The sequence below is a fragment of the Streptomyces sp. NPDC003011 genome, from assembly GCF_053591515.1.
This window is the reverse complement of record NZ_JBSFTY010000062.1, coordinates 1-12949: the sequence shown is the minus strand read 5'-3', so window position 1 is coordinate 12949 and position 12949 is coordinate 1. Positions and strand designations below refer to the sequence as shown.

Genomic DNA, 12949 nt, shown 5'->3' with positions numbered 1-12949 from the left:
CGCGCCCGACCCTCCCTCGGAAGGAGACATCCGGGATGCCCGAAGTCCTCCAAGCGCCGCTCGTCGTCGAGTTCCCCTTCACCCGCTCCCTCAGCCCCGTCCAGAGCGCCTTCCTCACCGGCCTGCGCGAACGGGTCGTCCTCGGGGTGCGCACCGGCGACGGCCGCGTCCTCGTCCCGCCCGTCGAGTACGACCCCGTCACCGCCGAGGAGATCCGCGACCTCGTCGAGGTCGCCCCCACCGGCACCGTCACCACCTGGGCCTGGAACCACGCCCCCCGCCGCGGTCAGCCCCTGGCCACCCCGTTCGCCTGGGTCCTGGTCCGCCTCGACGGCGCCGACACCGCCCTCCTGCACGCCCTCGACGCGCCCGGACCCGACGCCGTGCACACCGGCATGCGCGTCCGCGTCCGCTGGGCCGGCGAACGCGCGGGCGCCATCACGGACATCGCCTGCTTCGAACCGTACGACGGCACACCGGCCGGACCCACCGGCGCCACCGGCACGTTCGCGGACCCGGTCACCGGCATCGTCGCCCCGGCCCGCCTCGACTACACCTACTCGCCCGGCCGCGCCCAGTCCGCCTTCATCCACGCGCTCGGCGACCGGCACATGGTCGGCGAACGGTGCCCGTCCTGCCGCAAGGTGTACGTCCCGCCGAGGGGCGCCTGCCCCACCTGCGGCGTGGCCACGTCCGAACAGGTGGAAGTGGGTCCGCGCGGCACGGTCACCACCTTCTGCATCGTCAACATCAAGGCCAAGAACCTCGACATCGAGGTGCCGTACGTGTACGCCCACATCGCCCTCGACGGCGCCGACCTCGCTCTGCACGGCCGGATCGGCGGCATCCCCTACGACCAGGTGCGCCTGGGCCTGCGCGTCGAACCGGTGTGGACGGAAGGCGCCCGCCACCCCGACCACTACCGGCCGACCGGCGAACCGGACGCGGAGTACGACACCTTCAAGGAGCTGCTGTGACGCGCGAGATCGCCGTGGTGGCCTTCGCCCAGACCGACCACCGGCGCACCAGTGAGGAGTTCTCCGAGGTCGAGATGCTCATGCCGGTCCTGCACGAGGTCCTCGACCGGACCGGCCTGAAGACCCCGGACATCGACTTCACCTGCTCCGGCTCCAGCGACTACCTCGCCGGCCGGGCCTTCTCCTTCACCCTCGCCCTCGACGGGGTGGGCGCATGGCCGCCGATCTCCGAGTCGCACGTCGAGATGGACGGGGCCTGGGCCCTGTACGAGGCGTGGACCAAGCTGCTCACCGGCGACGCCGACACCGCGCTCGTCTACTCCTACGGCAAGTCGTCACCCGGCTCCGTGCGCGACGTCCTGACCCGGCAGCTCGACCCGTACTACGTGGCTCCCCTGTGGCCCGACTCCGTCGCCCTCGCCGCCCTCCAGGCACAGGCGCTCATCGACGCGGGCGACACGGACGAGCCCGCACTGGCCGCCGTCGCCGCCCGCAGCCGCGAGGCCGCCGCCGCCAATCCCCACGCCCAGCTGCGGGGCCCGGTGCCGCAGGGGGAGTACGTCGTACGTCCCCTGCGCACCGGCGACTGCCCGCCCATCGGTGACGGAGCCGCCGCCGTGATCCTCGCGGCCGGGGACCGCGCCCGGGAGCTGTGCGGGCGGCCCGCCTGGATCCGCGGCATCGACCACCGCATCGAGGCGCACGGTCTGGGCGTGCGTGACCTGACCGACTCGCCCTCCACCCGGCTGGCCGCCGAGAAGGCCGGTGCCTTCGCGAAGCCCGTCGACACGGCCGAGCTGCACGCGCCCTTCTCCGCGCAGGAGGTCGTCCTGCGCAAGGCGCTCAGGCTGGCCGACGACGTCTGCGTCAACCCGTCCGGCGGCGCGCTCGCCGCCCACCCGATCATGGCCGCCGGGCTCCTCCGCATCGGCGAGGCCGCCGCCCGCATCCACCGCGGGGAGTCCGACCGGGCCCTCGGACACGCCACGTCCGGCCCCTGTCTCCAGCAGAACCTGGTCGCCGTACTCGAAGGGGATCCGCGATGAGCAAGGAACCCGTGGCCGTCGTAGGCATCGGCCAGACCAAGCACGTCGCGGCGCGCCGGGACGTGTCGATCGCCGGGCTCGTCCGGGAGGCCGCCCGACGCGCGCTCGACGACGCCGAGCTGACCTGGGCGGACATCGACGCCGTCGTCATCGGCAAGGCGCCCGACTTCTTCGAGGGCGTGATGATGCCCGAGCTGTACCTCGCCGACGCGCTGGGCGCCGTCGGCAAGCCCATGCTGCGGGTGCACACGGCGGGCTCCGTCGGCGGCTCGACGGCCCTCGTCGCCGCCGGCCTGGTCGCGGCCCGCGTGCACGGCACGGTGCTGACGCTGGCCTTCGAGAAGCAGTCGGAGTCCAACGCCATGTGGGGCCTGTCCCTGCCGATCCCCTTCCAGCAGCCCCTGCTCGCCGGGGCCGGCGGCTTCTTCGCCCCGCACGTACGCGCGTACATGCGGCGCAGCGGCGCACCGGACACGGTGGGCTCGCTGGTCGCCTACAAGAACCGGCGCAACGCGCTGAAGAACCCCTACGCGCATCTGCACGAACACGACATCACCCTGGAGAAGGTGCAGGCCTCGCCCATGCTCTGGGACCCGATCCGCTACTCGGAGACCTGCCCCTCCTCCGACGGCGCCTGCGCGATGATCCTCACCGACCGCGCCGGAGCCGCCCGCGCGCCCCGGCCGGCGGCCTGGATGCACGGCGGCGCGATGCGCAGCGAACCCACCCTCTTCGCCGGCAAGGACGCCGTGTCGCCGCAGGCCGGCAAGGACTGCGCGGCCGACGTCTACCGGCAGGCCGGGATCTCCGACCCGCGCCGGGAGATCGACGCCGTCGAGATGTACGTGCCGTTCTCCTGGTACGAGCCCATGTGGCTGGAGAACCTCGGCTTCGCCGACGAGGGCGAGGGCTGGAAACTCACCGAGTCCGGGGTGACCGAACTCGACGGGGACCTGCCCGTCGACATGTCGGGCGGTGTCCTGTCGACCAATCCGATCGGCGCCTCCGGCATGATCCGGTTCGCGGAGGCGGCACTCCAGGTGCGCGGACAGGCCGGGGAACACCAGGTGGACGGGGCGCGCAGGGTGCTCGGGCACGCCTACGGCGGCGGATCCCAGTTCTTCGCGATGTGGCTCGTGGGGTCGCGGCCACCCGACTCCTGAAAGGTCCCCCTCACGTGGCCTGTTGGCGTCAGGAACCGATCGCTAGGCTGGCCGCGGACGACGCAATCGGGAGGAGCACGGACGTGGCCGAGACCACCATCCAGCAGCAGCCGCTCATGGGCTGGGACAAGCCCGAGCTGGACCTCAGCAGCGCCGAATGGCACTCCAGCAGCCGTGGCCTGGGGGATGTCCAGATCGCCTTTGTCGAGGGATTCATCGCGATGCGCAACAGCGGCCGCCCTCAGAGCCCTTCCCTGATCTTCACGCCCGCGGAGTGGGGCGCGTTCGTGTCGGGAGCGCGGGAAGGGGAGTTCGACCTCACCTGACCCCGGTCCTGATCCGCCGGACGGACCGAACCGGCGGTGTTCCGCGCGTTTTTCCGGACACGCGACCTTCGCCGCTGCCCTGGAAGCCCCGCCTGAGCCAGGCTGGCCCCAGGAAGCGAAGGTCGTACATCCGGAAGTGAGGCACCCATGGACACCCTGCCGGTGGTCGCGGCGGTCGACGGGTCGGACGGCAGTCTGCGCGCCCTGGACTGGGCCCTGGGCGCCGCCCGTCGGCGCGCGGTACCGCTGAGGGTGGTCCATGTCCGGCAGTACTCGGCCTGGTCCCAGCCCGACGTGCTGGTCGCCGGGCCGCCCGACGTGGGCGACGACCCGGTGCTCGACCAGGTGCGTACGCGGCTGGCGGGGCGGACCGGCCGGCCGGACGTCGAGTACCTCGGCCTGGAGGGCGCACCGGCCGCCCTGCTGCCCGAACTGGGAACCACCGCCCAGTTGCTGGTGCTCGGCTCCCGGGGCCGTGGCGGCTTCGCCAGTCTGCTGCTCGGCTCCAACGGCATGGCCGCCGCCCGCGACGCCGAGTGCCCGGTCGTCGTGGTGCCCCGCCCCGGCCGCGAGGTGCATGACGGGGCACCGGGCGAACCCGGTCCGCGGGTCGTCGTCGGTCTCCAGGTCGACAGTCCCGACGAGGCCACGCTCGCCTTCGCCTTCACCGAGGCCGCCCTGCGCGGCGCACGCCTCCAGGTCGTCGCCGCCTACGCCTGGCCGGTGCAGGCCTGGGCGGCGCCCGCCGAACTCGTCCCGCCGGTGATCGAGCAGGACGCCGTCGAGAGCGAGACCCGTACGCTCGCCGAGGGCTTCCTCGCCTCGCACCGCGCCCGGCACCCCGACGTCCGGGCCGAGCCGTACGTGGCCCCGGGCGACGCGGCCGGGCATCTCGTCGCCGCCTCGAAGGACGCCGACCTCGTCGTCGTCGGCCGCCACCGGCGGCGCCTGCTGGCACCCGCCCGCCTGCTCGGGTCCGTCACCCACGCCGTCCTGCTGCACGCGGCGAGCCCGGTCGCCGTGGTGCCACCCGCACCCCCGGAGGAGTGAACCGACCGGGGTGCCACCGGCCCACGGCTGCGAGGCAGCACGGGCCCTCACCTGCGGTGACGGGTCGGGAGCCCGCGCTGACTGTCGACGGCCCACGGGCCCGCACCGGCCGTAGGACATCACGGCCCTACATTGCGAGCCGTCCTGCGGCACCCGGGCCCCGGTGCCGCAGGGACGGCTCGCACGCCACCGTCGGAACGCGCAGGGACGGCTCCCGCGGATCAGCCCGTTTCCGGGCCGCCCGGACGCCACGCGGCGGCCCCGGGCACGTACCATGGCGGCATGTCGTTCCTCCGCCGCCGCAGTGCCACTCCCGCCGGGCCCGACTTCGACGTCCTGGCCATGGACCCGAGCGACTGGCCCGGCAATCTGAACGCCGGCCTGCTTCCCGCCCCCGACGGCAGCTGCCAGGGCCTGTACCTGCGGTACGACCTGTTCGGCGGCCGCGGCCCCGCGATGATCATCGGCAATCTGCCGGAGGGCTCCCCGGCCCGCGACATCGCCGAGGGCGAGATCCCGTTCGAGGTCGGACAGCTCCTGCTGGCCCTGGAGAACGACGAGGAGGTGACCGTCGTCAGTACCGAGGACATGCCGGTGATGCAGGGCGACAACCTGCTGATCGTGCGCCGGCTGAAGCTCTCCGAGAGCCGGATCTCCTGCGTGCAGTTCGACCGCAGCGACAACGTCCTGGTGACCATCGCCGCCTGGGACCGCCCCATCACCGACGACCTGTACGCCCTGCTGAAGCCGCTCCCGGCGGAACTTTTCCAGCAGGGCTGAGGCCGCTACCCGGCCGACGGCCCCACCCGTACGTCCGCGGCGCGCACGAACGCCACCCGGTGGCCGAACTGGATCTCGTAGTACCGGTCCTCGCCCACCACGATGCGGTGCGAGCCGGTGGTGAAGGTGACCGCGTAGGAGTACTCGCCCGGCACCTCGTCGCCGACCACGTACTTCTGCCCTTCGAGCAGCCGGTACGGCAGCGGCGACACCGCTTGGACCGGCACGTCCGCCGGATACGCCGACGCCTCCGGGTAGGCGCGCCCGTACACCGGGACGCTCTTCAGCCCCGCCCTGGGCGTCACCACGCGACCCCTCGCGCCGACCGCGACCGGGTTCTTCTCCGGGTTCCTGAACCAGGCCTTGCGGCCCAGGTACCAGATCGCCGTCCAGTCGCCGTGGCGGCCGGCGACCGCGTACCGCTGGCCGGTGGAGACCCGGGAGGAGATGTCGTTGACCCCGGTGGTCGGGGCCGTGCCCAGGCCGATGTCCGTGATCAGGGCCGCGCTCTCGTCGGGGCCGGCGTACAGCCGCACCGCGCTGGAGCCGTGCGCCGCGCAGGGCTCGCCCGGGGTGACGCAGCCCGTGTACGCCGGCCGGTTGGCGGCGTGGTCGGGGCGGATCGTCACCAGCCCGCCGTTCCGGCCGGCGCCGGGTGTCAACGGGCGGCCGAGCAGGGCGAAGTAGTGGCGCCAGTCCCAGTACGGGCCCGGGTCGGTGTGCATCCCGGCGACGGCCGACGCGGTCGGGCCGGGCACGTTGTCGTGGCCCAGGATGTGCTGTCGGTCCAGCGGGATGCCGTACTTCTTCGCCAGGTAGGTCACCAGCCGCGCCGACGACCGGTACATGGCCTCCGTGTACCAGGCGTCGGGGTTCGCCAGGAAGCCCTCGTGCTCCAGGCCGATCGACTTGGCGTTGACGTACCAGTTGCCGGCGTGCCAGGCCACGTCCTTCGCCTTCACATGCTGGGCGATGTGGCCGTCCGTGGAGCGCAGCGAGTAGTGCCACGACACATAGGTCGGGTCCTGCACCAGGTTGAGCACACCCTCCCAGGCGCCCTCCGTGTCATGGATGACGATGTAGTCGATGTCCTGGGACGCGGGCCGGTCGCCCAGGTCGTGGTTGCCGTAGTCGCCCTCGCCGAACTCCTCGTACGGAGCCGGGATCCACTCGCAGGACACGGTCGCCGGGCACTCGGTGCCCTCGCGCGACAGCGTGCGCAGCCCGGTGCGCGCGAGCTGTGCGGTGTCGGGGACCAGGCGGGGCCGCGCGGCCAGGACCATCCGCTGGCCGGCGTCGGTGGTGCGTTCCCCGCCGGTGCGCAGCACGTCGTACACGTCGTCGGCGTACGCGGCGGCCGTCGCGCTGTCGGCCGCGCCGGAGAAGCGGGCCACCGCCCCGTACCAGTCCGCGGGATCCTCGCTCGGCGGTCCGCCCAGGTCCCGCTGCGCGGCGGCGAGCAGGGCGGCGCCGCCGGCCACGTTCGCGGCGGGATCGGTCCGCAGCCGCTCGGCGGACAGGCCGGTCAGTCCGGCCGCCTTCGGCAGCGTCCTGAGCCGGGCCGGGAGCGCGGCGCTCTCCGGGACCCGCGCCCTCGGGTGCAGCGGCGCGCGGGCGCTGTCTCCGCGCGGGTCCTCCGTGCCCTCGCTGTGGTGCGGCGGGGCGTCGGCCGACGCGGTGCGGGCGTCGGTCAGGTGCATCGGGCCGTAGCCGCCGGTCACGCTCGGCGCGCCGCCGTGCGCGTCCCAGCGGGACTGGAGGTAGGAGACGGCCAGCAGGACGCTCTGCGGTACGCGGTACTCGGCCGCCGCGGAAACGAACGCCGACTGGAGACGGTGCGCGGGGTCCTGCGCGGCCGGCGGGGCCGCGCCGAGCAGCGGCAGGAGCAGCGCGGCCGAAGCCAGCGCGCCGGCGGTTCTCCGGACGGTCCGGTGCCCGGCGGCCCGACGGGGGACGGTGGCGGATCCTCGCAATGCAGCCTCCTGGGACGGACGGGCGATGAGCCGTGCGGGGCCGGGTGCGTCAGAGGTACCGGCTTGCCGACAATCCGTCAATCATGCCCACAGGCAGGCGACGTCCCATGTCAACGAGGGTTCGCGGGAGTTTCGCGGCGGACGCCCGCGGGCCTGCGGGGCGTCGATGACGTACACCGATGACCGCCCGCCCGGGACCGCGGACATGTGACGGTCCGCGGTGCGCGCCGCCGTCGCGGGCGCACCGCGGACCGTCGTCCCCGTCAGCGAGTGCCGACCGCCGCGCGTACGGCCCTGCGGGCCAGCTGGCAGTCGTCGTGCAGCCGCCGCAGCAGCAGCCGCTGTTCCTCGCCGGACGGCGCAGCACCAGGGTGGGCCACTCCCGGTGCCGCCGGGGTCGTGTCGTGCATCGAACGCTGCACGGCCGTCTCGTAGGTACGGATCTCCCGGGTCAGTACGAGCATCAGGTTCACCAGGAACGCGTCCCGTGAGGCCGGGCCCGCCGACTGGGCGATCTGGCTGATCTGCCGCCGGGCCACCGGGGCGTCCCCGAGGACCGACCACAGGGTCGCCAGGTCGTACCCCGGCAGATACCAGCCCGCGTGCTCCCAGTCCACCAGCACTGGACCGGCCGGGGACAGGAGGATGTTCGACAGGAGCGCGTCGCCGTGGCAGAACTGACCCATGCCCTGCCGGCCCGCGGTCGCGGCGATGCCGTGCATCAGCTTCTGCAGGTCGCCCAGGTCCCGGTCGGTGAGCAGTCCCAGCTCGTGGTACCGGTTGATGCGCGTCGCGTAGTCCAGCGGGGCGTCGAAGGTGCCCGCCGGGGGCCGCCAGGAGTTCAGCCGGCAGATCGCGCCGAGTGCCGCCCTGATGTCCGCGCGGGGCGGGGCCTCGGCCGGGTGCCGCTGCAGGGCCGCCACACGGCCGGGCATCCGCTCGATGACGAGGGTGCAGTTGTCCGGGTCCGCCGCGATCAGCCTCGGCACCCGCACCGGAGGGCGGTGCCGGACGAACGTGCGGTACGCGGCTATCTCGTGGCGGATCCGCTCGGCCCACCCGGGTGAGTGGTCGAGTAAGCACTTGGCGACGGCGGTGCTGCGTCCTGTCGTGCCGACCAGGAGCACGGAGCGTCCGCTGCGGCGCAGCACCTGCACCGGGGCGAACTCCGGGCAGATCCGGTGCACCGACGCGATCGCCGTGCGCAGCTGGGCGCCCTGAGGGCCGGACAAGTCGAGTCTCCCGCTGAGCGGTTGGGTGCCGACACCCGGAGCACGCCGGGCCCTGCCCGGACCGAGCACGGGGGCCGTCGGACGTGCGGGGTCGAGGTAGGGGCCGCCGCCCGCCGGGCGGGCGTGCAGCGACCGGAGTGGGGCGGACACGGAGGACGATGCTGTGTACATGGGCGAGACAGATCCCTTCGTGTACCTGCGACGACAGTGCGCTGCCCGGCCCGGTCCCCCGGATACACCCTGGGGAATGCATCCCTTGTCGCGAAAGGCGACCGGGTCGGGGTGGCGCGTTCCTACCTGACACCCGACGCCCACTGGCACACCATCTGGCGTGCCCTGGCGAACCCTGGCGAATAGTCGCCCGGCAACTCTCCCCGGGCTACTGTCAACTCAGCCGAGTACCTGGGGGCTTGATGTGAGCGGACAACCCAACACCCGTCTCGCGGACCTGTTCGGCCTGGCCGGCTGGTCCAAGGGTGAACTCGCGAGGATGGTCAACAAGCAGGCGGCGGCCATGGGCCACCCCCAGCTGGCGACCGACACCTCACGGGTGCGGCGGTGGATCGACACGGGAGAGATCCCGCGCGATCCGGTGCCGCGGGTGCTGGCGGCTCTGTTCACCGAGCGTCTCGGCCGTGTCGTGACCATCGAGGATCTCGGTCTGGTCCGGCACGGGCGTGCGGGGAAACGGCCACGCGACGGGAGTGCGGAACATCCCGACGGTGTGCCGTGGGCGCCCGAGCGGACTGCCGCGGTCCTCACCGAATTCACGGGAATGGACCTCATGCTCAACCGACGCGGCTTGGTGGGCGCGGGTGCCGCGCTCGCCGCGGGATCCACCCTCAGCAGTGCCATGTACGACTGGCTGCACACCGATCCGGCCCTGACCGCCGACGCTCCTCCGTTCGACGCCGACCCCCTGCACGCCGACCCCGCCGGGTTCGACCGCTACGAGGCCGCCCCCATCGGGTCACAGGAGATCGAGGAACTGGAGCGCTCCGTCGAGGTGTTCCGGGCCTGGGACGCGGCCCGCGGCGGCGGGCTGCAACGCAAGGCGGTCGTGGGCCAGCTCAACGAGGTGGGCGGCATGCTCGCCTACCGGCACCCCGACCATCTCCAGCGGCGCCTGTGGGGCGTCGCCGCCAACCTCGCCGTCCTCGCGGGCTGGATGTCGCACGACGTCGGCCTGGAACCCACGGCCCAGAAGTACTTCGTCATCGCCGCCCATGCCGCGAGAGAGGGCGGCGACCGGCCCCGCGCCGGGGAGGCGCTCTCCCGGGCGGCGCGCCAGATGGTGCACCTGGGCCGGCCCGACGACGCGCTCGACCTGATGAAACTCGCCCGGTCCGGTTCCGGCGAGGAGGTGCTGCCGCGCACCCGGGCCATGCTCTGCACCATCGAGGCCTGGGCCCAGGCGTCCATGGGCAAGGGTCAGGCCATGCGCCGCACCCTCGGCCTGGCGGAGGACCTCTTCGTCTCCGACCGGAGCGACGTGCCCTCGCCGAGCTGGATGCAGACCTTCAGGGAGGAGGACCTGTACGGCATGCAGGCCCTGGCGTACCGCACGCTGGCGGAGTTCGAGCCGGGCGCGGCCGTGCACGCCCAGCACTACGCGGAGAAGGCCCTGGCTCTCAGGGTCGACGGGCGGCAACGGTCGAAGATCTTCGACTTCCTGTCCATGGCCTCCGCCTGCTTCATCGCCGACGATCCCGAACAGGCCGACCGGTACGCACGGCTCGCGCTGGTGTCGATGGGCTCCAACTCCTCCCACCGCACCTGGGACCGGCTGCGTCAGATGTACCGGCTCACCGCCGAGTACTCCGGCTATCCGAAGATCAAGGAACTGCGGGAGGAGATCTGGCTGGCGCTGCCCAGGCAGAAGGGCAGGGGCGGCCACGGCGCACCCGCGTGACGCATCTCGCCAGGGGTCCGGCCGGGGTCAGGAAGTCACCCTGGCGATGAGCACACAGGCGTCGGCCGCGCGCTCCGCCTCGCCGAACTCCTCCACGACCGTCCGTACGCAGTCCTGCGCGGTGCGCGCCCGGGCGAACCGCGGAGCCAGGCCGAGGAGACGGTTCGCGGCCTGAGTTCCGCTGTGCCCGGGCACCAGCCCCTCTGTGTGCAGCAGTAACAGGTCGCCTGCTTCGAGGGTCTCTTCGGCCTGCTCGTAGGAGGCACCGGAGGTCGCCCCGAGCAGCACGCCGGCCGGCGCCCGCAGCCTGCGCCCCGTCCCGTCGCGGAACAGCAGCGGGGCGGGGTGTCCGGCCTGCGCCCACACCAGGGTGCGGGTCCCGGGCCGGTAGCGGCAGCAGACCGCGCTGCCGAGAGCGGGCTGCACGGTGGTGTCGAGCAACTGGTTGAGCCAGGACATCAGTTGACCCGGCTGGGTGCCGGCCATGGCCATTCCGCGGACGGCGCCCAGCAAGGTCGCCATGCCCGAGGTCACGGCGACTCCGTGGCCGGTGAGGTCGCCGACGCTGAGCAGGGTCTCGCCGTCGGCGAGCTCCAGCGCGTCGTACCAGTGGCCACCGATCAGGGCGCTCGTCGACGACGGCAGATAGCGGGCCGCGAGATCCAGGCTCTCGGGGCCCTGGTGCGGGAGCCGCAGGGAGCCGCGCCACGGCGGCAGCACGGCCTCCTGCAGCTCGACCGCGAGCCGGTGCTCGGTCTGCGCGCGGTGCCGGTCACGCTGTAACGAGTCACGGGTCTCGCTCACCGCCCGCTGGCTGCGGCGCAGTTCACTGACGTCCCGCAGCACCGCCCACATCGACGTGGTGCTTCCGTCGGTGTCGAGCACGGGCTCGCCCATCATGTGCACGGTCCGTACGTCGCCGTGCGGGCGTACGACGCGGAACTCTCCGTCGATGGGCTTGGCGTCGACGAGGCAGTCGGTGACCATCGCCGTCAGCTTCGGCCGGTCCTCGTCGAGCACCAGGGACGGCAGCTCGTCGAGGGTCAGCGGGGGAGCGGCGGGGTCGCGGCCCAGGATCTGGTAGAGCTCGCCGGACCAACTGGCCTCGTCCGTCAGGAGGTTCCACTCCGCGCTGCCGACCCGGCTCAGCAGCGAGCCGCGCCGGGGAGCGGACGGCGCGGCTCGCACGGCGGGCGGAGCCCCGGACGACGCGGGCACGGGCGGCGGGCCGTCCCGCAGCTGGGCCAGATGCCCGTCCAGGTCGTCGAGTTGGTGCAGCGCGAGGTCGCACAGCGCGCGCTGCCACCGGTCCTGCGGGTCCACCCCGTCCACCTGCGTGTCCCGCCGTACGGCGTCCACCTCGCCCTTGAGCCGTCGCGCCTGCGATATCAGCGCGTCGACCGAGCCGCGTCCTGGCGGCTGGGCGGGTGGGCGGTCCGCGGAGAGATGGGACGGCATGACGCACTCCGATGCGGGACGGTACGACCAAAGCGGGCGGAAGGACCGTTACGACTGTGGCACAGCCCGCGACGCGCTGTAAGGGATTTGGCAACACACGATACGGGGGTGCTTCTGGCATATGCCACGGTCTTCGTGGAGCGGTCGGCGCGCCCGCCTGGCATGCGGCGCCGGTGAGTCGCGTCGCAGGTCCGGCACGGGACTCGGCCGGGCGTCGGGCGGTCGGCGTGCGTTCAGTCGTGTGTTCGACGGCTCTGTGTTCCAAGGAGTCTGGCACAGCCCGATCGGGCTGTGCCAGAGGGCGTGAGCGGCGCAGGATGGCGGGGGGTCGGAGGGGTCGAGTGACTCAGGTCACATCAACTTCTTCCGGTTCGGCGTAATCCGAGTGGCCCTTCGAGGGTCGTAAAGAGGCAGCGGCACAACGGCCGACCTCTTACCGGCAGTGGAGACCGACCATGGACATCACCCTGGAGCAGCCCGCCCGCGCCCGACTGATCACCGCCCGGGACCGGGAGCTGCCCGTTCCCGCCCTGCTCCGCTACACGTCCGCGGACCCGCTGGCGGTGCACCTCGACTTCCCGTCCGAGGTCTCCCTGGACGGAGAGGAGGTCACCTGGACCTTCGCCCGCGTGCTGCTGGAGGAGGGACTGGACGGCCCGGCCGGCAGCGGTGACGTGCACATCTGGCCATGCGGCCGGACCCGCACGGCCCTGGAGTTCCACTCGCCGTACGGCCTGGCCCTGCTCCGCTTCGACACCCCCGCCCTGCGCCGCTTCCTGCTGCGGACGTACGCGGTGGTGGGCGCCGGGCAGGAGGACATCGCCGCGGTCGTCGAACGCGGCCTGGGCTCCCTCTTCGACGGGGTGTGACCGGGAGGGGAGGCGGGACGGGCCAGTCGTCCCTTCCCGGCTACGGCTCCGGGCGTGCGACGGGACCGACGGTCGTCCGGATGGACAGCCGGCAACGCGCGTATGCCGTTCGGCGCGGGGCGCGCGGGCGCGGCACGGTCGCCGCGGTGAGCCCCCGGCCGGG

The 12949-nt window shown here is 73.0% G+C and carries 11 protein-coding genes; 8 read left to right on the top strand and 3 right to left on the bottom strand.

Features of this window, described 5'->3' with window-relative positions:
- The first annotated feature begins 35 nt into the window (after window positions 1-35).
- The 6 genes from ACWD0J_RS28365 to ACWD0J_RS28340 all read left to right on the top strand — a co-directional run bounded on the left by ACWD0J_RS28365 (window position 36) and on the right by ACWD0J_RS28340 (window position 5342).
- The gene (locus ACWD0J_RS28365) at window positions 36-977 is read left to right on the top strand and encodes a Zn-ribbon domain-containing OB-fold protein (protein ID WP_451498683.1); all 942 of its coding nucleotides are present in this window, start codon (window positions 36-38) and stop codon (window positions 975-977) included.
- A complete protein-coding gene (locus tag ACWD0J_RS28360) occupies window positions 974-2023 on the top strand; it encodes a thiolase domain-containing protein (RefSeq protein ID WP_451498682.1) in 1050 nt (349 codons plus the stop codon). The genes ACWD0J_RS28365 and ACWD0J_RS28360 overlap by 4 nt, the downstream gene beginning before the upstream one ends.
- Entirely contained in the window at window positions 2020-3186 is a 1167-nt protein-coding gene (locus ACWD0J_RS28355) for a thiolase domain-containing protein (RefSeq protein WP_451498681.1), read from the top strand. The genes ACWD0J_RS28360 and ACWD0J_RS28355 overlap by 4 nt, the downstream gene beginning before the upstream one ends.
- 83 nt (window positions 3187-3269) lie before the next feature.
- Window positions 3270-3512, top strand: a complete 243-nt coding sequence (locus ACWD0J_RS28350) for a DUF397 domain-containing protein (RefSeq protein WP_451498680.1) — start codon at window positions 3270-3272, stop codon at window positions 3510-3512.
- A 147-nt stretch (window positions 3513-3659) separates the two neighbouring features.
- Window positions 3660-4562 (top strand): universal stress protein, encoded by a 903-nt coding sequence (locus ACWD0J_RS28345; protein WP_451498679.1) that lies wholly within the window; start codon window positions 3660-3662, stop codon window positions 4560-4562.
- 282 nt (window positions 4563-4844) lie between these two features.
- A complete protein-coding gene (locus ACWD0J_RS28340) occupies window positions 4845-5342 on the top strand; it encodes a hypothetical protein (protein WP_451498678.1) in 498 nt (165 codons plus the stop codon).
- Window positions 5343-5347: 5 nt separating this feature from the next.
- Here ACWD0J_RS28340 and ACWD0J_RS28335 read toward each other — a convergent pair whose 3' ends face one another.
- Together ACWD0J_RS28335 and ACWD0J_RS28330 are read right to left on the bottom strand one after the other, a co-directional pair.
- A complete protein-coding gene (locus tag ACWD0J_RS28335; protein WP_451498677.1) occupies window positions 5348-7315 on the bottom strand; it encodes an N-acetylmuramoyl-L-alanine amidase in 1968 nt (655 codons plus the stop codon).
- A gap of 263 nt (window positions 7316-7578) precedes the next feature.
- A complete protein-coding gene (locus ACWD0J_RS28330; protein WP_451498676.1) occupies window positions 7579-8718 on the bottom strand; it encodes an aminoglycoside phosphotransferase family protein in 1140 nt (379 codons plus the stop codon).
- Window positions 8719-8962: 244 nt separating this feature from the next.
- On the opposite strand from ACWD0J_RS28330, the gene ACWD0J_RS28325 reads away from it, so the two are divergent.
- Window positions 8963-10459 (top strand): DNA-binding protein NsdB, encoded by a 1497-nt coding sequence (locus tag ACWD0J_RS28325; RefSeq protein WP_451498675.1) that lies wholly within the window; start codon window positions 8963-8965, stop codon window positions 10457-10459.
- A 27-nt stretch (window positions 10460-10486) separates the two neighbouring features.
- On the opposite strand, the gene ACWD0J_RS28320 is transcribed toward ACWD0J_RS28325, so the two are convergent.
- A complete protein-coding gene (locus tag ACWD0J_RS28320; RefSeq protein ID WP_451498674.1) occupies window positions 10487-11917 on the bottom strand; it encodes a PP2C family protein-serine/threonine phosphatase in 1431 nt (476 codons plus the stop codon).
- A 455-nt stretch (window positions 11918-12372) separates the two neighbouring features.
- Between ACWD0J_RS28320 and ACWD0J_RS28315 the strand changes: the two genes are divergently transcribed.
- Complete coding sequence (locus tag ACWD0J_RS28315; protein ID WP_451498673.1) at window positions 12373-12786, top strand: SsgA family sporulation/cell division regulator; 414 nt, start codon at window positions 12373-12375, stop codon at window positions 12784-12786.
- The last annotated feature ends 163 nt before the right edge of the window (window positions 12787-12949 follow it).

Excerpts from the sequence above, each read along its gene's own strand:
- ACWD0J_RS28365 (WP_451498683.1), top strand. The coding sequence starts at position 36 with ATGCCCGAAGTCCTCCAAGCGCCGCTCGTCGTCGAGTTCCCCTTCACC.
- ACWD0J_RS28355 (WP_451498681.1), top strand. The coding sequence starts at position 2,020 with ATGAGCAAGGAACCCGTGGCCGTCGTAGGCATCGGCCAGACCAAGCAC.
- ACWD0J_RS28345 (WP_451498679.1), top strand. The coding sequence starts at position 3,660 with ATGGACACCCTGCCGGTGGTCGCGGCGGTCGACGGGTCGGACGGCAGT.
- ACWD0J_RS28340 (WP_451498678.1), top strand. The coding sequence starts at position 4,845 with ATGTCGTTCCTCCGCCGCCGCAGTGCCACTCCCGCCGGGCCCGACTTC.
- ACWD0J_RS28330 (WP_451498676.1), bottom strand. The coding sequence starts at position 8,718 with ATGTACACAGCATCGTCCTCCGTGTCCGCCCCACTCCGGTCGCTGCAC.
- ACWD0J_RS28320 (WP_451498674.1), bottom strand. The coding sequence starts at position 11,917 with ATGCCGTCCCATCTCTCCGCGGACCGCCCACCCGCCCAGCCGCCAGGA.
- ACWD0J_RS28315 (WP_451498673.1), top strand. The coding sequence starts at position 12,373 with ATGGACATCACCCTGGAGCAGCCCGCCCGCGCCCGACTGATCACCGCC.